20 protein-coding genes and 1 pseudogene are annotated in these 23,001 nt (G+C 77.3%); 9 read left to right on the top strand and 12 right to left on the bottom strand.

Annotated features, from left to right (window positions below):
• Nucleotides 1-71: 71 nt before the first annotated feature.
• From HJG43_04905 to mraZ, 3 genes are all read right to left on the bottom strand, one after another.
• Nucleotides 72-551: a hypothetical protein gene (locus HJG43_04905; GenBank protein ID UER54003.1), complete on the bottom strand. Its 480-nt coding sequence runs from the start codon at nt 549-551 to the stop codon at nt 72-74.
• Nucleotides 548-1,528 carry a 16S rRNA (cytosine(1402)-N(4))-methyltransferase RsmH gene (gene rsmH / locus HJG43_04900; protein ID UER54002.1) on the bottom strand — a complete coding sequence of 327 codons (981 nt, stop codon included), beginning with the start codon at nt 1,526-1,528 and terminating at the stop codon, nt 548-550. Before rsmH ends, HJG43_04905 begins: the two co-directional genes overlap by 4 nt.
• Before the next feature lie 190 nt (nt 1,529-1,718).
• The gene (gene mraZ, locus HJG43_04895; protein ID UER54001.1) at nt 1,719-2,147 is read right to left on the bottom strand and encodes a division/cell wall cluster transcriptional repressor MraZ; all 429 of its coding nucleotides are present in this window, start codon (nt 2,145-2,147) and stop codon (nt 1,719-1,721) included.
• A 375-nt stretch (nt 2,148-2,522) separates the two neighbouring features.
• On the opposite strand from mraZ, the gene HJG43_04890 reads away from it, so the two are divergent.
• The 3 genes from HJG43_04890 to HJG43_04880 are packed head-to-tail and all read left to right on the top strand — an operon-like array spanning nt 2,523 to nt 7,173.
• Nucleotides 2,523-3,485 (top strand): AAA family ATPase, encoded by a 963-nt coding sequence (locus HJG43_04890; protein ID UER55716.1) that lies wholly within the window; start codon nt 2,523-2,525, stop codon nt 3,483-3,485.
• A 5-nt stretch (nt 3,486-3,490) separates the two neighbouring features.
• A complete protein-coding gene (locus HJG43_04885) occupies nt 3,491-4,831 on the top strand; it encodes a DUF58 domain-containing protein (protein ID UER54000.1) in 1,341 nt (446 codons plus the stop codon).
• Nucleotides 4,828-7,173 carry a transglutaminase domain-containing protein gene (locus tag HJG43_04880; GenBank protein UER53999.1) on the top strand — a complete coding sequence of 782 codons (2,346 nt, stop codon included), beginning with the start codon at nt 4,828-4,830 and terminating at the stop codon, nt 7,171-7,173. Before HJG43_04885 ends, HJG43_04880 begins: the two co-directional genes overlap by 4 nt.
• Here the strand turns inward: HJG43_04880 and HJG43_04875 are convergent.
• From HJG43_04875 to HJG43_04850, 6 genes and pseudogenes are all read right to left on the bottom strand, one after another.
• Nucleotides 7,118-7,513: a DUF3040 domain-containing protein gene (locus tag HJG43_04875; GenBank protein UER53998.1), complete on the bottom strand. Its 396-nt coding sequence runs from the start codon at nt 7,511-7,513 to the stop codon at nt 7,118-7,120. The genes HJG43_04880 and HJG43_04875 overlap by 56 nt on opposite strands.
• A 91-nt stretch (nt 7,514-7,604) precedes the next feature.
• Entirely contained in the window at nt 7,605-8,762 is a 1,158-nt protein-coding gene (gene dinB / locus HJG43_04870; GenBank protein ID UER55715.1) for a DNA polymerase IV, read from the bottom strand.
• 84 nt (nt 8,763-8,846) lie between these two features.
• Nucleotides 8,847-9,644, bottom strand: a complete 798-nt coding sequence (locus tag HJG43_04865; GenBank protein UER53997.1) for a methyltransferase domain-containing protein — start codon at nt 9,642-9,644, stop codon at nt 8,847-8,849.
• 25 nt (nt 9,645-9,669) lie between these two features.
• Entirely contained in the window at nt 9,670-13,791 is a 4,122-nt protein-coding gene (locus HJG43_04860) for a DNA polymerase III subunit alpha (GenBank protein ID UER53996.1), read from the bottom strand.
• Nucleotides 13,791-14,312: a hypothetical protein gene (locus HJG43_04855; GenBank protein UER53995.1), complete on the bottom strand. Its 522-nt coding sequence runs from the start codon at nt 14,310-14,312 to the stop codon at nt 13,791-13,793. The genes HJG43_04860 and HJG43_04855 overlap by 1 nt, the downstream gene beginning before the upstream one ends.
• A 79-nt stretch (nt 14,313-14,391) precedes the next feature.
• Nucleotides 14,392-14,688, bottom strand: a pseudogene (locus HJG43_04850) (hypothetical protein).
• Nucleotides 14,689-14,974: 286 nt separating this feature from the next.
• Here HJG43_04850 and HJG43_04845 point away from each other — a divergent pair.
• From HJG43_04845 to crtI, 6 genes are read left to right on the top strand one after another with little or no spacing between them, the layout of a single operon-like run.
• Nucleotides 14,975-15,505: a YbaK/EbsC family protein gene (locus HJG43_04845; protein ID UER53994.1), complete on the top strand. Its 531-nt coding sequence runs from the start codon at nt 14,975-14,977 to the stop codon at nt 15,503-15,505.
• Nucleotides 15,506-15,508: 3 nt separating this feature from the next.
• Nucleotides 15,509-16,192: a monooxygenase gene (locus HJG43_04840; protein ID UER53993.1), complete on the top strand. Its 684-nt coding sequence runs from the start codon at nt 15,509-15,511 to the stop codon at nt 16,190-16,192.
• A gap of 51 nt (nt 16,193-16,243) precedes the next feature.
• Nucleotides 16,244-16,834, top strand: a complete 591-nt coding sequence (locus tag HJG43_04835) for a DUF4126 domain-containing protein (GenBank protein UER53992.1) — start codon at nt 16,244-16,246, stop codon at nt 16,832-16,834.
• On the top strand, nt 16,831-17,643 hold the full coding sequence (locus HJG43_04830) for a carotenoid biosynthesis protein (GenBank protein UER53991.1): 813 nt from the start codon (nt 16,831-16,833) through the stop codon (nt 17,641-17,643). The genes HJG43_04835 and HJG43_04830 overlap by 4 nt, the downstream gene beginning before the upstream one ends.
• Complete coding sequence (locus HJG43_04825; GenBank protein ID UER53990.1) at nt 17,640-18,770, top strand: glycosyltransferase; 1,131 nt, start codon at nt 17,640-17,642, stop codon at nt 18,768-18,770. Before HJG43_04830 ends, HJG43_04825 begins: the two co-directional genes overlap by 4 nt.
• Complete coding sequence (gene crtI / locus HJG43_04820; protein UER53989.1) at nt 18,763-20,307, top strand: phytoene desaturase; 1,545 nt, start codon at nt 18,763-18,765, stop codon at nt 20,305-20,307. The genes HJG43_04825 and crtI overlap by 8 nt, the downstream gene beginning before the upstream one ends.
• Here the strand turns inward: crtI and HJG43_04815 are convergent.
• From HJG43_04815 to metF, 3 genes are read right to left on the bottom strand one after another with little or no spacing between them, the layout of a single operon-like run.
• The gene (locus HJG43_04815) at nt 20,250-21,332 is read right to left on the bottom strand and encodes an acyltransferase family protein (protein ID UER53988.1); all 1,083 of its coding nucleotides are present in this window, start codon (nt 21,330-21,332) and stop codon (nt 20,250-20,252) included. The genes crtI and HJG43_04815 overlap by 58 nt on opposite strands.
• A complete protein-coding gene (locus tag HJG43_04810) occupies nt 21,329-22,003 on the bottom strand; it encodes a CDP-alcohol phosphatidyltransferase family protein (protein ID UER53987.1) in 675 nt (224 codons plus the stop codon). Before HJG43_04810 ends, HJG43_04815 begins: the two co-directional genes overlap by 4 nt.
• Nucleotides 22,000-22,899: a methylenetetrahydrofolate reductase [NAD(P)H] gene (metF, locus tag HJG43_04805; protein ID UER55714.1), complete on the bottom strand. Its 900-nt coding sequence runs from the start codon at nt 22,897-22,899 to the stop codon at nt 22,000-22,002. The genes HJG43_04810 and metF overlap by 4 nt, the downstream gene beginning before the upstream one ends.
• Nucleotides 22,900-23,001: the final 102 nt, after the last annotated feature.

The raw sequence follows: 23,001 nt of genomic DNA, 5'->3' as shown, positions 1-23,001 counted from the left end.
GGCCGGGTGGGGAGGCTGGGTCACGCGCGCTCCGTCCTGCGGTCGTCTGGGGCTGGTCACGTCGGGGGCCGTCAGGGCGCGACCGCAGGCGGTGCCGCGGGCGCCGGCGTCCCGAGGACCGCGCCGTCCTCGAGCCGCAGGCCGGCCGGGTTCTCGTTCGGGACCATCCCCAGCCCGGCGGCCCGCTCTGCCAGCCGAGCGGGTGAGGCCTCGACGGCGAGGCGCTCGGCGAGTGCCTGCTGCTCCTCGGCCAGCAGGTCGCTGCGCCGCTCGAGCTCGTGCACGGTGAAGGCCCCGCGGGACAGCGCGATGTTGAGCATGAGCAGCGCGACCAGCGTCGACGCCAGCAGGGCGGCGACCACCGCGACGAACGGGACCGTGCGCCGCCGGCCGGCCGGCGCCCTCACCACCTGCAGCCGCGGCGGGGCGCCGCGCCGTCCCGGGGACGTCGACGGCGTGGTCCGCTGGCGCGGGACCGGGGTGGCAGCCGACGCGACGGCGGCCGCCGGGGCGCTGGTCGGTGGGGACGCGGGCGCGGTGGCGGTGCTCATGCGGCTCTCCCTCGCGGGGGTCGGACTCGTTCGGCGGCGCGCAGCCGGACGGAGGCGGCACGGGGGTTGGCGGCGGTCTCGGCCTCGTCGGCGGTCTCGGCGCCGCGGGTCAGCAGGCGGAGCTCGGGGGCGTGCTCGGGCAGCTCCACCGGCAGGTCGACGGGGGTGGTGCTGCGGGCGCCCTCGGCGAGCACCCGCTTGACGATCCGGTCCTCCAGGGACTGGTAGGACTCCACGACGATCCGGCCGCCGACGGCGAGCGCGCCGACGGCGGCCGGCAGGGCCCGCTCGAGCACCTCGAGCTCGCCGTTCACCTCGATCCGCAGCGCCTGGAAGGTGCGCTTGGCGGGGTTGCCGCCGGTGCGCCGGGCGGGCGCCGGCACGGCGGCGCGGATCAGGTCGACGAGACGACCGCTGCGCGCGAACGGCTCGCGCTCGCGCTCGCGGACGACGGCGACGGCGATCCGCCGGGCGAAGCGCTCCTCGCCGTACTCGCGCAGCACCCGGACCAGCTCCTCGAGCGGGTAGGTGTTGAGCACCTCGGCGGCGGTGGGTCCCTCGGTGGGGTCCATCCGCATGTCGAGCGGCGCGTCGTGGGCGTAGGCGAAACCGCGGCTCTCCTCGTCCAGCTGCAGGGAGCTGACGCCGAGGTCGAGGAGCACCCCCTGGACGTGCTCGAGACCGAGCCCGGCCAGGACCTGCGGCAGGCGGTCGGCGACGGCGTGGACGAGGGTGACCCGGTCGCCGAACGGGGCCAGGCGCCGTCCGGCGAGCTCGAGCGCCTCGGGGTCGCGGTCGATGCCGACCAGGCGGGCCCGCGGGCAGCGCTCGAGCAGCGCCTCGCTGTGGCCGCCCATCCCGAGCGTGCCGTCGACGAGGACGCTGCCCGGCTCGGCGAGGGCCGGCGCCAGCAGGGCGACGACGCGCTCGAGCAGCACGGGCACGTGGCGTGCCGCGGCGGCGTCGTCCTGCGTCATCTCGACCCTTCGTGGTGCTGCTGGTGCGGTGCTGCCGGTGGTGCGGTGGTGCGGTGGCCGGTGGGGCCGGTCCGCCCGACCAGGTCTCCATCCGCTCCCGGGAAGGAGTCCGCCTCGCGGCCTGGCGCCGGGGAAGTGCGTCAGGACGCGGGAAGCGGCTGGAGACCTCGTCGTGCGGCGCGACGGCTCCTCAGGGGCTGCCGACCACCCCCTCGGACGTCTCGGAGAAGACCTCCTCCTGGGCGGCGAGGTAGTCCTCCCAGGTGCGGGCGTCCCAGACCTCGAGGTGGTCCCCGGCGCCGATGACCGCGAGGTCGCGGTCGAGCCCGGCGTAGGCGCGCAGCGGCGGCGGCAGGGTGATCCGCCCCTGCTTGTCCGGCACCTCGTCGGAGGCGCCGGCGAGCAGGACGCGCAGGTAGTCCCGGGCGGCCTTGCTCGAGCCGGCACCGGCGCTGAGCTCGGCCACCTTGGCCTCGAACGCCGCCATCGGGAACACCGAGAGGCTGCGCTCCTGGCCGCGCGTGACGACGAGGCCGCCGGCGAGCTTGTCGCGGAACTTCGCCGGCAGGATCAGCCGCCCCTTGTCGTCCAGGCGTGGGGAGTGCGTCCCGAGGAACACCGGCCCCACCACCTTTCCGCGTCCGCGAAGCCCCGCTGACCTCCGCGATGCCCCACGGTACTCCACTGTCCTCCACTTTCACACCACCATCGGCCGCGGCGTCCGGGAACGTGACCGGAAACCGCAGGTCAGGTGCGGGGAGGGAAGTGGAGGGCGTACGGCGTCCGGTGATCGCCACGGGAGGAGGACCGGCCCACCGGACGACGCGTCACCCGGCCCGGCCGGCCCGCTTCTCCTCCTGCGGTGGCGATCACGCCTCGCCGGGCACGGTCACACCGCGCGGTGGAGGGTGGTGGAGGGCTCCCGCCGGCGGCCCGACCTGACGTACCGTCGCAGCACCGTCGCCAGAAGGAGACCGCGTTGACCGCAGCGAGCGTGGAGCCGCAGGCCCTCGAGCAGCTCACCCGGACCGCCGAGGCCGTGCGCCGGGCGGTCGAGTCGGTGATCGAGGGCAAGCCGGACGTCGTGCGCACCGCGCTGACCGTGCTGCTCGCCGAGGGGCACCTGCTCGTCGAGGACGTGCCCGGCGTCGGCAAGACGATGCTGGCCAAGGCGTTGGGCCGGGCGATCGACTGCTCGGTGCGCCGGATCCAGTTCACCCCGGACCTGCTGCCCAGCGACGTGACCGGGGTGAACGTCTACAACGCCGAGGTCCGCGACTTCGAGTTCAAGCCGGGCGCCGTGTTCGCCAACGTCGTCGTCGGCGACGAGATCAACCGGGCCTCCCCGAAGACCCAGTCCGCGCTGCTGGAGTGCATGGCCGAGCGGCAGGTCACCGTCGACGGGGTCACCTACCCGCTGGAGCGGCCGTTCATCGTCGTCGCGACCCAGAACCCGGTCGAGATGGAGGGGACCTACCCGTTGCCGGAGGCGCAGCGGGACCGGTTCATGGCCCGGGTGTCCATGGGATACCCGTCGACGACCGCCGAGCTCGACATGCTGGAGAACCACTCCACCGCGGACCCGCTGGCGGCGCTGCAGCCGGTGGCGGACGCCGCGGACGTGCGGGCGATGATCGACGCCGTGCACGGGGTGTGGGCCGCGCCTGCCGTCAAGGAGTACGTCGTCGCGGTCGCCGCGGCCACCCGGGAGCACCCGGACCTGCGCCTGGGCGCCTCCCCGCGGGCCAGCCTGCACCTGCTGCGGGCGGCGCGGGCGGCCGCCGCGCTGGCGGGCCGAGACCACGTCCTGCCGGACGACGTCCAGCAGCTCGCCGTTGCCGTGCTGGCCCACCGGGTCCTGCTGAGCGCCGACGCCCAGCTGGCCCGCCGCGGGGTCGCCGAGGTCGTGCACGACGTGCTGTCCCGGGTGCCGGTGCCGGGCGGGCGGGGGCGCTGAGCACGGTGGCGTCCCCCGCCGCGGCGACCGCGCTGTCCGGCCTCACCACCCGGGGCCGGTCCTTCCTCGCGGCCGGCGCCGCGGTCGCCGCCGTCGCCGTCGTCCTCGGCCAGCGGGACCTGCTGCGGGTCGCAGTGCTGCTCGTCGCCCTGCCGCTGGCCAGCGTGCTGCTCGTGGCTCGTGCCCGGCACCAGGTCGGGCACGAGCGGACGGTGACCCCGCCACGGGTCGCGGCGGGCCAGCCTGCCTCGGTCCGCCTGGAGCTGACGAACCTGGCCCGGTTGCCCACCGGCGTCCTGCTGGCCCAGGACGACGTCCCGTACGTGCTCGGCTCCCGGCCCCGGTTCGTCGTGGCCCGGCTGGCTCCCGGCGGCTCGGTGGCGGTCACCTACCCGGTGCGCAGCGACGTGCGGGGACGCTGGCAGGTCGGGCCGCTGTCGCTGCGGGTCACCGACCCGTTCGGGATGTGCGAGGTGACCCGGTCGTTCACGGCGACCGACCCGCTCGTCGTCGTCCCCCGGGTGCACCCGCTGCTGCCGCTGCGGGCCTCCGGCGCCTGGACCGGCGCCGGGGAGTCGGTCGCCACGACGGCGGCGGCCGCCGGGGAGCACGACGTCGCCACCCGGGAGTACCGCCACGGGGACGACCTGCGCCGGGTGCACTGGCGCTCCACCGCCCGCCGCGGTGAGCTCATGGTCCGCCGGGACGAGCAGCCGCACCTGCTGCGGGCGACCGTCGTCCTGGACACCCGCGCCGTCGGTCACCGTGGTGAGGGCCCGGCGTCCTCGTTCGAGTGGGCGGTCAGTGCCGCCGCCTCGATCGCCGCCCTGCTGGCAGAGTCCGGGTACGGGGTCCGCGTGCTCACCGACGACGTCGAGACGCCGTGGACCGGCCGGGACAGCCGCCAGGGGGTCGGGGAGCTGCTCGACCGGTTGGCCGTCGTGACCCCCGGCAGCCCGCTGGAGCTGCAGGAGGCGCACCGGGCGCTGACCCGCAGCGGCGGGGACGGGCTCGTCGTCAGCCTCCTCGGGGAGGTGGACGCCGCGGACGTCGAGCCGGTCGCCGCGCTGCCCCGGCGGGGGGCCGCGGGGCTGGCGCTGCTGCTGGCGACCCCCACCTGGACGACGCTGCCGGGCCGTCGCCGCGACCAGGTCGACGCCGCCCGCGGCCGGGCCGCTCTCGTCCTGGACCGTGCCGGGTGGAGCGTGGTGGAGCCGGAGGCGACCACGCCGGTGCCGCAGGCCTGGCGGCGGCTCGTGGAGCGGCACGCCACGCGGGACGGCGGGCCGGCAGGCTTCTCGCCGGGTGGAGGGGGCCCGGCCCGGGCGCCGGGGGCGGCGCGATGAGGTCGCACCTGCCGCTCGCCGCGGTCGTGGCCACCCTGCTGACCGCGGCCACGCTGTCCACCCTGGTCGAGGGCGTCCGGTGGTTCGTCGAGGTCCTCGTCACCGTCGGCGCGGTGGCCGCCGCGACGGCTGCCGCGCGCCGGCTGTCCCGGCACCCGGGGGTGGCGCTGGCGGCCGGCCTCGTCGCCTGGCTGCTCGTCCTGACCTGGCTGTACGCGCGGGCCGAGGCGTGGTGGGGGGTGCTGCCCACGGTGGCGACGACCGGGGAGCTGATCGCCGTCGCGGCCGTCGGGGCGGACCTCGTGGCCACGGTGGCCCCGCCGGCGCCCGCGGAGGCCGGGATCCGGCTGCTCGTGTCGGCCGGCGTCGGGGCGGTGGTCCTCGTCGTCGACACGGTCGCGGTGGGCCTGCGACAGCCCGCGGTCGCCGGGCTGCCGCTGCTCGCCGTCTACCTCGTGCCGGCGGCCCTCGCTCCGGGAGGGCTCGACTGGTACTGGTTCGTCCTGGCCGGCGCCGGCTACCTGGTGCTCGTCGCGGCCGACGCCGGCGAGCGGGTCGGCCGCTGGGGCCGGGTGCTGGACGGCGACGGCGGGGGGCCTGCGCCGCTGGCGGCGACCGGCCGCCGGGTCGGGGCGCTGGCCCTGGCCGGCGCGGTCGTCGTGCCGACCGTCGTCCCCGGCCTCGGGGAGGCCCTGCACCTCGGCAGCGGGACGGGTGACGGACCGGGCCAGGGCGGGCGGATCTCGGTGGTCAACCCGATCCTCGACCTGCGGGAGAACCTCACCGCGCCGCGGGACGACACCGTCCTCACCTACACGACGACGGGGACGCCCCAGCCGCTGCGGCTCGTCACCAACGACCTCTACGACGGCGAGCAGTGGCGGCCCCGGCTGGAGCCGCTGCCGCGCAGCGACACCGCGGCCGGCGGGCTGCCGGCCCCGCCCGGGCTCTCGGACGAGGTCACGGCGCAGGGCCAGCGGTTCCGGATCACCGTCCAGGGGCTGGAGAGCGTCTGGCTGCCGGTGCCCTACCCGACCACCCGGGTCGACGTCATGGGCCCCTGGCTGTACGACGACACCCTCAACGTGCTGGGTGACGGGGTGTCGACGAGCCCGGGCATGAGCTACGACGCCTTCTACCTCGAGGTCACCCCGACACCCGAGCAGCTGCTGGACGCCCCGCCGCCCCCGTCGGACGTCGTCGCCCGCTGGGGGACCCCACCAGCGGACCTGCCGGCGAGCGTGGCCGCCACCGCCGCGGAGGTGGCCGGCGAGGGCACGCCGTACGAGCAGGCCGTCCGGCTGCAGCAGTGGTTCCGCAACGAGGGCGGCTTCCGGTACTCGCTGACCGCGCCGGCCGCCGACAGCGCGTCGGCGCTGGCCGACTTCCTCGCCCAGCGGGCCGGGTACTGCGTGCACTTCGCCTCCTCGATGGCGGTGATGGCCCGCACCCTCGGCATCCCGTCCCGGGTGGCTGTCGGGTTCCTGCCCGGGCAGCGGCAGCCCGACGGCAGCTACACGGTCTCGGTGCGGGACGCGCACGCCTGGCCGGAGCTGTACTTCGCCGGGGTCGGCTGGGTGCGGTTCGAGCCCACCCCCTCGACCCGGACCGGCTCGCTGCCGTCCTGGGCCGCTCCCCCGCCGTCCGTGGTGGCCGACCGGGACCCGACGGACCTGCCGACGTCCGCGCCGCCGCCGGAGCAGGGGGGCGCGAGCACCACGGCCGCGGACGACGCGGCGGCCGCCGCCGGGACGTCACTGACGCAGGTGCTGGCCGCCGTCCCGTGGCGGGCCGTCTCCGGCGTGCTGCTCGTCCTGGCGCTGGCCGGCGCCCCGCTCGTCACCTCCCGGCTGGTCCGCCGGTCTCGGTGGCGGTCGGCGGCCCGCTCGCCGGATCCTGGCGCGGGTCCGGAGGCGGCGTGGACGACGCTGCGGGAGTCGGCGGCGGACCTGGGGCTGGACGCCGACGGGCCGCTCACCCCGCGCCAGCTCGGCCGCCGGCTCGGCGAGCACCTCGACGACGCGGGCCGACAGGCGCTGGACGCCGTCGTCGCCGTCGTCGAGCGGGCCCGCTACGCGCGGGACGGCGGGACCGCCGGCGTCGCCAGCCTGCGCCGGGACGTGCGCGCCGTCGAGCGGGCGCTGCACGCCGGCGTCGGGCGGGGGGTCCGGTGGCGGGCCCGGTTGCTACCCGGCTCGGGGGTGGCCCACCTGCGCACCGGGCTGGTTCGGGCGGGGACGGCCGCGGACGCCGCCGAGCGGCGGCTGGCCGGACGGCTGCGCGCGCTCAGAACCCGCGGTCCCCGCGGCGACGGTCCCAGCGCTCCTCGAGCCGCTGCATGAAGGACCCGGAGCCCTGCGAGGCGGGTCCCTGGCCCGGTCTGCGGGGCCGCGGCCGGCCGGACCCGTCGACGACGCCGACCGGGCCGCGCGGCGCGGAGAACGCGTAGATCGCGCCGCCGAGCATGAGCAGAAAGGCGAGGACGCCGAGCAGGATGACGTTCTGGGAGACGGCGACGACGAGCAGGACCAGACCGGCCAGCACGCCGAGGACCCCGACGGCGAGGTGCCGTCGGGCGACCGAGCGGCGACCCCGCATCGCCGAGGCGAACTTCGGGTCCTCGGACAGGAGCTGCTGCTCCATCTGTGCGAGCAGTCGCTGCTCGTGCTCGGAGAGAGGCACTGTCGACCTCCTGCGGTCGAGCCCTGGGTGGTGGAGAACTCAGGATAGGTCGCCGTCGCCCGGCGCGAAAGCCGGGGATGCGGTGGACCTCTCAGGGCCGGCTGCGGTCGTCCTCGGCGGTCGCGATGAGGGCTGCTGGGCGGACCGCTCCGGCCCCGAACCGGGCCGCCGCCCGGTCCACCGCGTGCTCGGCCCGGCGCCAGTCCTCCGGCCACTCGTCGAGGGTGAGCTGGTGGTGCTGCTGCCCGGCGTCGACGAGCTGCTCGACCCGGACGCCGACGAGGCGGATGCGGGCCCGGTCGAGCCGCAGCGCGGTGTAGAGCTCCCGGGCGGTGGCGTACACCTGCCGGCCGAGGTCCGTGGGCTCGGCCAGGGTGCGGGACCTGCTCACGGTGGTGAAGTCGGCGAACCGGACCGTGAGCGACACCGTCCGCCCGGCTGACCCGGTGGCCCGCAGCCGGGCGGCGACCCGTTCGGCGAGCCGGAGCAGCTCGCGGCGCACGACGTCGGGGTCGTCGACGTCCCGGGAGAAGGTCTCCGCCGCGCTGACGCTGCGGGCCGGGGCGCCGTCGACGACCGGGCGGGTGTCCCGGCCCCAGGACAGGTCGTGCAGGTGCTGCCCGAGGGCGTCACCGAGGGCGCGGCGCAGCGTCGGTGCCGGGGTGTGGGCGAGGTCGCCGACGGTGTGCAGGCCGAGCCGGCGCAGCTGCTCGGCGGTGCGCTCCCCCACGCCCCACAGCGCACCGACCGGCAGCGGGTGGAGGAACTCGACGGTCCGCTCCCGGGGGACGTGCAGCAGGCCGTCCGGCTTGCTGCGGGTGGAGGCGAGCTTGGCGACGAGCTTGCCGGCCGCGATCCCGACCGAGCAGGTGATGCCCTGCTCGTCGGCGACCCGGTCGCGCAGCAGCCGGGCGATCCGCACCGGGTCGCCGAGCAGCCGCCGGGCCCCGGCCACGTCGAGGAAGGCCTCGTCGGGGCTGACCTGCTCCACCACCGGGGTGACCGAGCGGAAGACCTCCATCACCCCGCGGGAGACCTCGGCGTAGCGGGTGTGGTCCGGGGGGACGACGACCGCCTCGGGGCACAGCCGGCGCGCCCGGCCCATCGGCATCGCCGAGCGCACCCCGTACCGGCGGGCCTCGTAGCTGGCCGAGAGCACGACGCCGCGGGCGCCGCCGCCGACCACGACCGGGAGCCCGCGCAGCTCGGGCCGGTCCAGCAGGGACACCGAGACGTAGAAGGCGTCCATGTCGACGTGCAGGACGGTCTCCGCCGGTCCGCCCGCGACCGGGGGGCGGGGGGTCACGACGGCCCCCGGCGGGCAGGGAGGGGGTCAGTCCGGCGCGGTCCCGGCGCCGAGGGACCCGGCGGCACGAGGGTGGGCCAGCAGGTGGACCGCACCAGCCAGGTCGGTGAACCGGTCCTGGCCGGAGGCCAGCCGCTCCAGGGCGAGCAGCGCCCGGGTGGCCTCGACGTCCCCGTCGACGGCTGCGGCCGGGACGAGGTCGGCGAGCACGCGGACGCCGTGCCGGGTCCGCACGTCCAGACCGGCCGCGTGCAGCAGCGCGGTGGCGGTGGCGGCGTCCAGCCGCCGGGGCAGGTCGTCGGTGTCGTCGAGCGCCGGGGCTGGGGCACGCAGCAGCTCCAGGGCCTCGGCCACCCGGCCGGCGACGGCCCGGTGCAGCACCGCGGCCGTCGGCTGGGCGACGAGCACGCTGACGACGCCGTGCGGGCGGACCACCTCGGCGAGGGCGGCGGCCACCCGGGCGGGTACGTCGACGTGCTCGAGGACGTCGTGGCACAGGACGAGGTCGGCCGACCGGGCTCCGACCGCGGCGACCAGGTCGGCGGCGTCCGCCTGGACGGCGTCCACCCGGTCGAGGACACCGGCCTCCCCGGCCCGGCGGCGCAGGCCGGCCAGGGCGTCCGGGCTGGCGTCGACGACGGTGACCCGGTGACCGGCCACGGCGAGCGGGACGGCGAACCCGCCGGTCCCGCCGCCGACGTCGACGACCTCGAGGGTGCGGACGCCGGTGCGCCGGGAGATCTCCTCGACGACGGCGTCCAGGGCGTCCCACACGACGGCGGTGCGCACGCTGGCGCGCGGGTCCGAGCCTCGGGTCTCCGGCACGACCGGCAGCGTAGTCGGCGCCCGGTCACCGTCCCGGGCTCCCGGGGCTGGCGTGCCACAGCCGCCGCGGCGGGTCCTGGTCGCGCTCCCGGCGCGACGACGTGCTGCGGGTGTCCCGGACGTCGCCGCCGGCCGGCCGGACGTCGGCGTAGGGGGACTGGCGGAACCCGCTGGCGTGCACGAGCACCCGCCGGCCGGCGCGCTCCCCAGCCGGGCCAGCCGGCCCAGCCGGGCCGGTCGGGCCGGCCGGGCCAGTGGCGTCGCGGTACGCGGCGGCCGCGGCACCCCGGTGCGCGGCGGCCGCCCCCCGCTCGGCGGGTCCGCTGCGGCCGGCGTCCCGACCGGGCAGCCCCCCGTCGTCGCGCTCGTACCCGGGCAGCGGCGCCGTCACCGGGCGGGTGGAACGGCTGCGCGCGGCCCCGGCCACGGCTCGCTCGTCGTACCCGGCCGACCCGGCGAGCAGCTCGCGCACCCCGGTGAGGCCCGCCGAGCGGTGGACGTCCCACAGCACCGGCAGCTCCCACGCCCCGGTGGCCCGCAGCGAGACCCCGCGCGGACCGGTCCGGCGCAGCTCGCCGCGGACGAGCAGCAGCCAGGCGCCGAAGACGGTGGCGGCGTAGGGCCCCTGGACGTCCTCGAAGAACGTCGCGTCGACCGGGCCGCGGGCGTCGTCGAGGGTGAGGAACACGACCCGGCGGCCGGAGCGGACCGGCGGGGTCTGGGTGGCCACCTTGACGCCCGCGACGAGCACCTCGCTGCGGCTGCGGCACCGGGTCAGGTCGGTGCTGCGGGTGACGCCGAGCTCGTCCAGCAGCGGGGTGTAGAAGTCGAGCACGTGCCGGCTGGCGTCCAGGCCGAGCACCTCGAGCTCGGCACGGACCCGCTCGGCCCCGGTCAGCTCCGGCAACCCGCTGGGCACGGTGTGCTCCGGGGCGTCCCCGAGGTCGAGCGCGAGCTGGACGCCCTGCCGGTCGGGCGGCTGCACCCGGGCGGGGGCCCGGGACTGCCGGGCGGCGAGCACCTCGACCGGGGCGGCCGGGGTCGCGGCGGTCCGGGAGCGGCCGCGGGAGGGCGCGGCCCGGCGGGCGGCCCGCTCGGCACCCCGGGTCCAGCGGTCCAGGTCGGCGGCCTGGAGCAGCAGGTCGCGCCGGGTGACCGCTCCCCGGCGGCGGACCGGGGAGCGGGAGCCGATCCCGTACAGGGCGTCGAAGGCGCCGGTGAGGACGAGCCGCTCCACCACCGGGCGGGACACCCTCGCGCGGTGCCAGAAGTCCGCCAGCGAGTGGTAGGGCCGGCCGGCGACGACCCGGGACACCTCGGCCTCGGAGATGCCCTTGACGTCCGCCAGCGACAGCCGGATGCCGTAGCCCCGGGCGTCCGGCACCGCGGCGTCGAGCCGCAGCCCCTCCCCCGGGTCGCCGGAGGCGACCGGCGGCGGCTCGTCCCGGGGGCCACCGCCGGCGGGCGGGCACGGAGCCACCCGCTCCACCCGGTAGCAGCCGTCGGAGCGGTTGACGTCGAGCGGCAGGACGGCGATGCCGAGGTTGCGCGCGTCGTCGAGGATCAGCCGCTTGGGGTACATCCCCGGGTCGTGGGTGAGCACCCCGGCGAGGAAGGCCGCCGGGTGGTGGGTCTTGAGCCACGCGGACTGGTAGGTGGGCAGCGCGAACGCGGCCGCGTGCGCCTTGCAGAACCCGAAGGAGGCGAAGGAGCGCAGCACCGTCCAGATCCGGTCGACGTCCTGCGGGGAGTAGCCGTTCGCCGCGGCCCGGGGCCGCCACCACGCCTCCACCTCGGCCTGCCCGTCCCGGGAGCCGAGGGCCCGGCGGACCTCGTCGGCCTCGGCCAGGCTCACCCCGGCGGTCCGCGCGACGATGTGCAGCACCTGCTCGTGGAAGACGACGACCCCGTAGGTCTCGGCGAGCGGCTCACGCAGCGTCTCGTGCAGGTACTCCGGCGCCCGCCAGCCCTGCCGCGCCGACAGGAACGGGGTCACCATGTCGGACTTCACCGGGCCCGGGCGGAACAGCGAGATGTCGATGACGAGGTCGGCGAAGTCCTGGGGGGCGAACTTGCCGACGAGCTCGCGCTGCCCGGGTGACTCGATCTGGAAGCACCCGAGCGTGCGGGTGGAGCGGATCAGCCGGAACGTCGGCTCGTCGTCCAGCGGCACCGCGTCGAGGTCGACGCGCTCCCCGTCCACCCGCTCGACCTCCTCGAGCGCGTACGCCATCGCCGACTGCATCCGGACCCCGAGCACGTCGAGCTTGAGCAGGCCGAGCACCTCGACGTCGTCCTTGTCGTACTGGCTCATCGGGAAGCCCTGCCAGCTCGCCTCGACCGGGGTGCGGTCCAGCAGGGTGGCGTCCGACAGCAGCACCCCGCACGGGTGCAGCGCGACGTGCCGGGGCAGCCCGTCGAGCCGCTCGACGGTGTCGAGGAGCAGGTCGAGCCGGGAGGAGCCGATCCCGGAGGCGCGCAGCTCGGGCAGCTCGGCCAGCGCGGCCCGCGCATCCCGGGCGCGGATGTGCGGGAACGCCGTGGCGATCGCGTCGATCTCGCCCGGCGGCATCCCGAGCGCCGCGCCGGCGTCCCGGACGGCGTGCCGGACCCGGTAGGTGTCCATCATCGACACCGCGGCCACCCGCTGCCCGCCGAACCGCTCGATCACCCGCTCGTAGACCTCGGTCCGGCGGGCGGACTCGACGTCGATGTCGATGTCGGGCAGCTCGGTGCGCAGCGGCGTGCAGAACCGCTCCATCAGCAGGCCGTGCGCCATCGGGTCCACCCCCGAGACGCCGAGCAGGTGGTTGACCAGGCTGCCGGCCCCCGAGCCGCGGGCGGCGACCCGCACCCCCATCGAGCGGACGAGGTCGCAGACGTCGGCCACGGTGAGGAAGTACGTCGGGTAGCCCAGCGCGGCGACGGTGGCCAGCTCGTCGTCGAGGCGGGCCCGGACCGCGGCGAGCTGGCGCTGCCCGGCCCCCGGGTAGCGGCGGCCGATCCCGGCCTCGCACCGGGCCCGCAGGACGGCGTCGGGGTCGTCGTCCGGGCCGAGGCCGAGGACGGCCGGCTCGGGGAGGTGCACCGAGCCGAGGCCGAGGTCCCGGACCGGGTCGAGCCGGCACCGGGCGGCGACCCGCTCGGTGCCGGTGAGCAGGTCGGCGGGTCCGCCCCCGCCCGCCGCCCGGGCGACCTCGGCCGCCAGGGCGGCCATCTCCTCGGCACCCTTGAGGTAGCCCTGGGCGGTGGTCCGGTCCAGGTGGCGGGCGTCCATCGGGACGAGCCGCCGGGCGGCGTCGAGGACGTCGACGGTCGCCGCGTCCTCACCGGTGGCGTACCGGACGGCGTTGGTCAGCACGGCCGGGATCCCGGCCTCCCGGGCCAGGGCGAGCATCCGGGCCGCGTGCCCGAGGCTGCCGGGGGTGCCGTCGGGTCCCCGGTGGCAGACCACCTCGACGGCGAGCGACCCGGGCGGCAGGACGGAGTACCAGGAGGCGAGCACGGCCCGGGCCAGGTCGGTCCGGCGGGCCAGGACGGCGCGGCCCAGCTCGGAGCCCGGACCCAGCAGCACGGTGAGGGCGGGGGTCCCGTCGGCGGCCTCGGCGTGCTCGCCGACGAGGGCGGCGGTCGCCACGGGGCTGCCCCGCTCGCCCCGCAGGTGGGTCGCCGAGACCAGCCGGGACAGGCGGGCGTAGCCGGCTCCGGGCGCCAGCCCGGCGCTCACCTCGTCGGGGGCGACGCTGCCGTGGGCGAGCACGGTGACCCGGGGCAGCCGGGGGTCGACGGCCGACCCGCCCCGGACCGGGGTGCCGCCGCGGACGCCGCGGGCCGCGGCGCCGGGGTCGGCCCAGGCCGGCAGGCCGGCGGCCAGCCCGCTCGGCTCGACCGCCAGGTCGACCCCGAGCAGCGGGGTGAGGCCGGCGTCCCGGCAGGCGGTGACGAACTTGACCGCCCCGTAGAGCCCGTCCCGGTCGGTGAGGGCCAGCGCGTCGAGCCCCAGCCCGGCCGCCCGCTCGACGAGCGCGGCCGGGGTGCTCGCGCCGTACCGCATCGAGTAGCCGGAGGCCACGTGCAGGTGGGTGAAAGAGGGCAGGTGGGTGACGGAGGACAGGTGGGTGAAGGAGGGCAGGTGGGTGCCGGGCATCAGACCGCCAGGGCAGGGGGCACCGGGACGCCGAGGGACCCGGCGACGAGGACGGCGAAGGCGCCGGCGTCCCGGAGCAGGTCGTCGGCCTCCCGGGCCGTGACGGTCTCCCCCCGGCCGGCCTCGACCGCGGCCCGGCGGGACGCCGTCGAGGCGAAGAACGCCGCCCACTCACCGAGCTCGGGGGCCACCCGCGGCAGCACCTCCCAGACGCTGCGCGGGCCGCGGCGGCTCGGCCGGCCGCGGACCGCGAGGACCGCGGCGGCGCAGCGCAGCGCCGCCAGGTGGGCGGCGACGTACCGCTCCCCCGACGTGCCGGCCAGCTCCGCCCGGGCCAGGCCGCGGGCGGCCCGGTCGAGCAGCTCGACGGCGGCCACCGGGACGGGGGCCGGCCGAGGACCCGCCGTCGTCCCCGCCGTCCTCGCCGTCCCCGTCGTCCCCGCCGTCCTCGTTCTCGTCGCTGTCCTCGTTCTCGTCGCTGTCGTCGCTGTCGTCGTTGTCGTCGTCGCTGTCGTCGTCATCGTCGGCACCTCCTCAGTCCACGACCCGGACCAGCCGCCACCCGGTCTGCGCCGGCCGGCCGACGGGACGGGACAGCACGAGGTCGAAGACCCCGCAGCCGGCGGCCCGCCCGGCGCTCGCCTCGACCCGCCACACCTCCCGCTCGACGTCCGGCCCGGACGACGCGGCCGCGGGGTCCACGGCGCCGGCCGGCGGCGGGGAGACGACCGGGTCGGCGCCCCCGCGCACGGCCTGGGCGGCCGCGCCGTCCCACCAGGCGGTGCGCTCGTACCAGTGCGAGAGCACCTCCCGGACGACGTACAGCCGCCCCCGCCAGAGGAACTGGTGGGGCGCGTCCTGGCCGCGCACGTCCACCGGGTCGTCGTAGGTCCGCACCGTGCTGCCCTCCCCTGCGGCCTCGGCCGCGACTCAGCCGACCGGCGGTCCGGAGCGGGGCGGGGCCGAGGCACCACCGCTCCGGACCGCCCGACACGGGTGCGACTCCCGCGTCGTGCGACCGTCCGACAGGTGCCACGGGGCCGGGACGGGGACCCGGACCCTTTGTCGACCATCTGTCGACCATCTATCGAACACCTGTTCGAACGATGGCGACAGTACACCCCGGCGACGACGGTCCCGTCAACAGCGAGTTCTGGACCTGGGGACAACTAGCCTTCCCCCCATGACGGCTCCCCCCACCCGACCGGGCCCGGACGACCCCGTCCTGGCCCACCCCAGCGTCCAGCGGGTCCGCGCCGCCCTCGACGAGCTCGGCGCCACCGGCCGGATCGTGGCCCTGGACGAGCACGTCCGGACCGCCGCCCTGGCGGCCGCCGCGCTCGGCGTCGAGGTCGGTCAGATCGCCAACTCCCTGATCTTCGCCGTGGACGACCCGGACGACCCCGACGGACGCCGTCCCGTGCTCGTGCTCACCTCCGGCGCCCACCGGGTCGACCCGGCCCGGGTCGCCGGCGTGCTCGGCGTCCCCGCCCTGCACCGGGCGGACCCGGACCTCGTCCGCCGCCGCACCGGTTTCGCCATCGGCGGCGTCGCCCCGGTCGGGCACACCGAACCGCTGCAGACCCTCGTCGACGTCGCCCTCGCCCAGCACGACGTCGTCTGGGCCGCCGGCGGGCACCCGCGCACCGTGTTCCCCACCCGCTACGACGAGCTGCTGCGGATCACCGCCGGCCAGCCGGTCGAGGTCGGCTGACCGGTGGTCCCGCTCGTCACCCTGTCGGTCTGGGGGGTGCCGGCCCGCGCCGTTCCCGCCGCGCTCGGCCGGATGGCCCTGGACCCCCTGCTGCTGCGCCGCGGTCCGGCCCGGTTCAGCCGGCTGCTCGGCACCGGCCGGGGACGCACGTTCACCGTCCGGGACGCCGACCCGCGGCACTGGGCACTGCTCACCACCTGGGACGACGAGGCGGCCGCAGCCGCGTTCGAGGACTCGGCGACGGTGCGGGGCTGGGACCGGATCGCCGAGGAGCGCCTGCACGTCGTCCTGCGCCCGCTCGCCTCCCGCGGACGGTGGGCGGGACGCGAACCGTTCGGCGAGCCGGTCCCGCGCCGGGTCACCGGCCCGGTCGCCAGCATCACCAGGGCCCGGGTCCGCACCCGGTCGCTGCTGACCTTCCACCGCGCCGTCCCGCCGGTGGCCGTGGACCTGCACCGGGTGGGCGGGCTCCGGCTCGCCATCGGGATCGGCGAGGCCCCGGTCGGCCTGCAGGGCACGTTCTCGCTGTGGGGCGACGACGCCGCGCTGCAGGAGTTCGCCCACCGGCGGGCCGCGCACGCCGAGGTGGTCCGACGCACCGGCGCCGAGGGCTGGTACGGCGAGGAGCTCTTCGCCCGGTTCGAGGTGCTGGGCGCGCACGGCACACTGGGGTCCTACCGGGCCTGAGACCGGTGCCGGCCGGCCGTGACGGCGAAGGAGCGACGGAAGGAGGGGTGCGTGGAGCTGCTGCCGTGGGTGTTCACCACGGGCTGGGCGAGCGGCGTCAACGCCTACCTCGTCGTCCTGATCCTGGGCCTGGTCGAGCGGTTCGCCGGTGTCGCGGCGGTCCCCGACGTGCTGGCCCGCACCGACGTGCTCGTCGCGGCCGGGGTGCTGTTCGCCGTCGACGCGGTGGCCGACAAGGTCCCCTACCTGGACTCCACCTGGGACGCCGTCCACACCGCGATCCGTCCGACCGTGGGCGCCGTCCTCGGTGCCCTGCTCGCCGGGGAGGCCTCGAGCGTGGAGCAGGCGCTGGCCGCCACCGCCGGCGGGGTGACGGCCCTGGCCAGCCACGCCGTCAAGGCCGGTCTGCGGGCGGCGGTCAACACCTCCCCGGAGCCGGCCAGCAACGTCGCCGTGAGCGTCGCCGAGGACCTCGGGGTCGCCTCGGTGGTCTCCCTGGTGCTGGTGGCCCCGTGGCTGGCGGCCGGCGTCGCGGCCGTCCTCCTCGTCACCGGGACCGTGCTCGTGCTGCTGCTGCTCTCCCGGGTCCGCGCCTGGCGCCGCCAGCGCCGCCAGCGCACCCAGCCGGGCACGCTGCGGTGACGGCACGCCGGGCCGCGCTGCTGCTGGCCGCAGCGGCCGTGCTCACCCAGATCAGCTACCCGCTGCTCGACGGCGCGGAGCTGCGCACCGCGACCGTCGTCTCCGTGCTGCTGTTCTGCGGCGCGACCCTGACGCACGCGGCGGCGACCGTCGGGGCCGGTGGCGCGCTGCGGGTGCTCGGGGTCGCCGGCGGGATCGGCCTGGCGGCCGAGGTGGTCGGGGTGAGCACCGGCGTCCCGTTCGGCCGGTACGCCTACACCGGCACTCTCGGGCCGGAGGTGGCCGGCGTCCCCGTCGTCGTCCCGCTGGCCTGGACGATGATGGCCTGGCCCGCGCTCGTCGCGGCCCGCCGACTGGCCGGCCCCTCGTGGCGGGCCGTGCCCGTCGCCGCCTGGCTGCTCGCCTCCTGGGACCTGTTCCTCGACCCGCAGATGGTGGCCGCCGGCCACTGGACGTGGACGTTCCCGGAGCCGGCGCTGCCCGGCGTCGCGGGTGTCCCGCTGACGAACTACGCCGGGTGGCTACTCGTCGCCGGCGTCCTGCAGAGCGCCCTGCACCTCGCCGTCCCGGCCCGGCGCGGGCACCGCCCGCTGCCGACCGACCACCTCGTGCCGGCGGTGCTGCTCGGCTGGACGTGGCTGGGGTCCACGGTGGCGAACCTCGCGTTCTTCGACCGCCCGGCCGTGGCCGCGTGGGGGTTCGTCGGGATGGGGCTGGTGACGGCGCCCTACCTGGTCGCCCTGGGCCCGCGCCGCACCGGGACCCGTCCGGTCGTGGCCCGACCCAAGTCAGAGGAGACACGGCAGTGAGCGGGGCGCTGACCCGGGCCGGCAGCGCCCTGGCGGTCCTGCTGACCGCGCACACCGTCGTCAACCTCCGGCTGCTGCGTACCCCGGACGCCGACCCGCCGCCGGTGCGGGAGCGGGTCAGCGTGCTGGTCCCGGCCCGCGACGAGGCGCACGGCGTCGGCGACTGCCTACGGGCCGTGCTCGCCGGCACCGGAGTGGCGGACCTGGAGGTGCTCGTCCTGGACGACGGCTCCGTGGACGGGACGGCGGACGCCGCCCGGGCCGCCGCCGATGGGGACCGCAGGGTCCGGGTGCTCACCGGCACCCCGCCGCCGGCGGGCTGGCTGGGCAAGCCGTGGGCGTGCCGGCAGCTGGCGGCGGCCGCGACCGGTGACGTCCTCGTCTTCGTGGACGCCGACGTCCGGCTGGCACCGCACGCGCTGGCCGCCACCGTCGGCCTGCTGCGCCGGCACCGGCTCGACCTCGTCTCGCCGTACCCACGGCAGCTCACCGGGACGGCCGCGGAGCGACTGGTCCAGCCGCTGCTGCAGTGGTCCTGGCTCACGACGCTGCCGCTGCGGGTCGCCGAGCGCTCCCCGCGGCCCTCGCTGAGCGCCGCCAACGGCCAGCTGCTCGCCGTCGATGCCGCCGCCTACCGGCGCGCCGGCGGCCACGACACCGTTCGCGCCGAGGTGCTCGACGACATCGCGCTGCTGCGGGCGGTCAAGGCGGCCGGGGGACGCGGCGTGGTGGCCGACGGCACCACGCTGGCGACCTGCCGGATGTACACCTCCTGGGCGCAGGTCCGCGACGGCTACGCCAAGTCGCTGTGGTCGGCGTTCGGCTCCCCCGCCGGCGCCGCCGCGGTGACCGGGCTGCTCACCCTCGCCTACGTCGTCCCCGCCGCGGCCGCGCTGCGCGGCTCCCGGGCCGGGGCCCTGGGCTACGCCGCGGGCGTGCTGGGCCGCGTGCTCGTGGCCCACCGCACCGGCGGCCGGCCGCTGGACGCCGCCGCGCACCCGCTGTCCGTGCTGACCCTCGCCGGGCTGACCGCCCGCTCGTGGTGGCTGCACCAGCGGGGCGCGCTGACCTGGAAGGGCCGCACCCTGCCGGGGGCGCGGGACGGACGGCGCCGACGCCGTGGCTGACGTCGTCGTCGTCGGCGCGGGCCTCGGCGGGCTGGCCGCCGCCGCCCGGCTCGCCGCCGCCGGGCACCGGGTGACCGTCTGCGAGCAGTCCGGCACCGTCGGTGGCAAGCTGGGCTGGTTCAGCCGGGACGGGTTCGGCTTCGACACCGGGCCGAGCCTGCTCACCCTGCCCGCCGTGTACCGGGACCTGTTCGCCGCCACCGGCCGCACCGCGCTGGAGGACCACGTCGACCTCGAGCCGGTCGACCCGGCGTTCGACTACCGGTTCGCCGACGGCACCCGTCTCGAGCTGCCGAACCTGTCCCGCTCGGGCACCCGGGCGGCGATGGACGCCGCGCTCGGCGCCGGTGCCGGGGACCAGTGGCTGGCCCTGATGCGCCGGGCCGCACGGATCTGGGACGTCACCCGCGAGCCGTTCCTCACCTCCCCGCTGCAGGGCCCGCGCACACTGGCCCGCCTCTCCCGCCGGACCGACGACCTGCGCACGGTCGCGCCGTGGCTGTCGCTGCGCTCGCTCGGCCGCCGGTACCTCGACCACCCGCACCTGCGCACCCTGCTCGACCGGTACGCCACGTACACCGGCAGCGACCCGCGCCGCGCCCCGGCCGCGCTGGCGACCGTCCCGTACATGGAGCAGCGGTTCGGCTCCTGGTACGTGCGCGGCGGACTGCGCCGGCTCGCCGAGGCGGTCCACGACCGGGCCGTGGCGTCCGGGGCCCTCGTGCGCACGCACGCGGACGTCGTGGGGCTGGTCGTCGAGGACGGCCGGGCGGCCGGCGTCCGGCTCGCCGACGGCGCCGTCCTGCCCGCGGACGTCGTCGTGTCCGACACCGACGCCACGGCCCTGTACCGGGACCTGGTCCCGGACGCCGTACCCGGCCGCAGGAGGGCGCTGGCCGGCCTGCGGCGGGTCACGCCGTCGCTGTCCGGGTTCGTCCTGCTGCTGGCCCTGCGGGGGCGCACGCCCGGGCTGCGCCACCACACCGTGCTGTTCGGCGCGGACTACGACGCCGAGTTCGACGCGGTGTTCGGCGTCGGCCGGCACCGGGGGGCGCCCCGCCCGGTGGCGGACCCGACGGTCTACGTCGCCGTCCCCGACGACCCGGCCACCCGCCCGGACGACGACTCCGAGGCGTGGTTCGTGCTCGTCAACGCGCCGCGCCACGTGCCGGGCGACCCGCGTGCCGGGATCGACTGGGACGCCCCGGGCCTCGCCGACGGGTACGCCGACCAGGTGCTGCAGGTGATGGCGTCCCGCGGTCTGGACGTGCGCGACCGCGTGCTGTGGCGCGAGGTGCGCACCCCCGCCGACCTGGAGCGGGAGACCCGCAGCGTGGGCGGGTCGATCTACGGCACGTCGAGCAACGGCCCGCGGGCGGCGTTCCTGCGGCCGGCGAACGCCTCGCCGCTGCCGGGTCTCTACCTCGTCGGCGGCTCGGCACACCCCGGCGGCGGCATCCCGCTCGTCGGGCTGTCGGCTCAGATCGTCGCCGACCTCCTCGGGCGCGCCGGCTCCCCGAGCACCGCCCGCAGGTAGGGGACGCGCAGCAGCACCCAGCTGATGAGCGCCGAGGCGGCGGTGTGCACGGCGGTGAGCCCGAACGCCGCCACCAGCACCCCGGCGAGGTCGGTGGGCACGCCGGTGACGTGCCGCAGCCCGTACACCAGCGCGCCGTGCACGAGGAAGATCCCGAACGACAGCGGGGCGAGCCGCTCCAGCGGACGGCAGCCGGCGCGCAGCACGTGGTGGAGCAGCAGGTAGGCGGTCACCGACATGACGACGACCGGCGGGGACAGGAAGTCGTAGGCGTACCGACCGACGTCCCCGAAGCCGCCGGTGAAGGCGAGCACGGCGACGACGACGACGCTGCCGGCGTAGCCGGCCCAGGCCCAGACGAGCTGGCGGCCGTGCAGGAGCACGTCGCGCAGCACCCAGCCGAGCACGTAGTACCCGGCGAACGGCACGAACCGGGTGACGGCGTTCGGCTCGCCCACCCCGGCCGCGTACTCGACGACCTGGTCGACGGCGCCGAGCGCCAGGAGCACGACGGCGAGGCCGAGCTGCATCCGCCACGTGGCGTGCCGGGTGACCACCTTGAGGAAGGGTGTGACGAGCACCAGCCCGGCCAGCACGTAGAGGAAGTACAGCTGGAGGAAGGGCGCGCCGGCGGCGACGTCGGTGGCAGCTCGCTGCGGGGTGAGCCCGGCGCCGAGGACGACCTGCCGGAAGGCGAGGTAGAAGACCGTCCAGAACACCAGCGGGACGCCGACCCGCTGCCAGCGGCGGCGGTAGAAGTCCCGTGGCCGGGCGACCTTGGCCGGGTCGAGGGCCAGCGCGCCGGAGATCATGAGGAAGACCGGCACGCACCACCGGTTCGCGGCGTTGAGCGCGTTGGCCACCCACCAGCCGGCGCTGCCGACCTCGACGCCGCGACCCTCCACCGTGGGGGCGACGACGTGGATGAGGACGACGACGACGATCGCCACCACCCGGGCCGCGTCCATCCACACCGTCCGGGTCGGTGGCGGCGGCTGCTCGGGGACGGCGTCGAGGAGGCTCACCGCAGCTCCCGCCGGACGGCGGGGACGAGCTGGGCGAGCCCGGCGACACCGACACCGACGAGCGCGGCGGCCCCGGCCGTGGCCCACCCGCCGGCCGCGGCGGGGTACAGGCCGGCCCCCAGCGCGAACAGGGCGACGACGACCGCCCGGGTCGGACGCTCCCCGACCGTGACCCGCGCGACGCCGGTCATCCCAGCGGCGCCGGCCCGGGCGCGCAGGTACTCGTGCAGCCAGCCCACCGCGGCGGCGGCGGCGACGAGCCAGCCGGGTGCCCCCAGCAGCCACAGGGTCGCCGTCCAGGCCAGGTCGGCGACCCGGTCGGCGACGCCGTCGAGGACGGCCCCCCACCGGGTCGGGCCGGCGGTGAGCACCGCGATCGCGCCGTCCAGGCCGTCCAGGACCGCCGACACGACGACGACCAGCGGGACGAGCAGCGCCCAGCGCTCCCCGCTCGCGGCGGGCCACAGCGCTACCGCCGCGAGGACCGGCCCAGTGGCGGTGACGGCGTCCGGCCGGACGCCGGCCGCGGCCAGCGGCCGGGCCAGTGCCTGCACGACGGTGAGGTAGCCGGCGACGAACCGGGCCGTCGGGTCCGCCCCGCCGTGCGCGGCCGACCAGCGCCGGGCGAACTCGGCCCGGTCCGGCGGGCCGGACGACGAGGGGGTGGTCACCCGGGCATCTTGCCCGGCCCGGCCCGGCGGCGCCGGGACAGGCCGAGCGCCTCGTAGATCTCCGTCGTCGCGGTCGAGGAGTTCAGCGTGTAGAAGTGCAGTCCCGGCGCGCCCTCGGCGAGCAGCCGCTCCCCGAGCGCGGTCGCCGCCTCCACCCCGACGGCTCGCACCGCCACCGGGTCGTCGGCCACCCGTTCCAGCCGGTCGACGAGCGGTGCCGGCAGCGGCGTGCCGGACAGCTCGGCGAACCGCCGGACCTGGCGCACGTCGGTGACCGGCATCACCCCCGGCACGATCGGCAGGTCGCAGCCGCGTGCCGCGGCACGGTCCCGCAGCCGCAGGTAGGCCGCCGGGTCGAAGAAGAACTGGGTGACGGCGAAGGTCGCCCCGGCCCGCTGCTTGGCCAGCAGCACCTGCGCGTCCTGGTCGGGCCCGGAGGACTCCGGGTGCCCGTCGGGGAAGGCGGCGACCCCGACGCTGAAGTCGCCGAGGCCGCGGACCAGCCGGACCAGGTCCTCGGCGTGGTCGAGCCCCTCCGGGTGCGCCGTCCACGGGGCACCCGGACCGCCGGGCGGGTCGCCGCGCAGAGCGAGCACGGACCGGACCCCGGCGTCGGCGTAGGCGCCGACCACGCGCCGCAGCTCAGCGCGCGGGCTGGCGACGCAGGTGAGGTGCGCGACCGGGGTCAGCGTCGTCTCCTCGGCGATCCGCCGGGTGATCCGCACGGTGCGGTCCCGCGTGCTGCCGCCGGCGCCGTAGGTGACCGACACGAACGTGGGCTGCAGGGACTCCAGCCGGCGCACCGCCGTCCACAGCCGGTCGGCGGCCGCGTCGTCCCGCGGCGGGAAGAACTCGAAGGACACCGCGGGGGTGCCCGCCGCGACGGCCGCGGCGATCGCCTCGTGCACCGGCGGGACGCCGTCGCGCACGGAGGGGACACCCAGAGCCACCCGACCAGGCTACGCACGGTGCATCCGGACCGGGCCCGTCGTCCGAAG

Source organism: Kineosporiaceae bacterium SCSIO 59966 (assembly GCA_020881835.1).
Classification (GTDB): domain Bacteria; phylum Actinomycetota; class Actinomycetes; order Actinomycetales; family SCSIO-59966; genus SCSIO-59966.
This window is presented reverse-complemented; position numbering and strand designations above follow the sequence as displayed.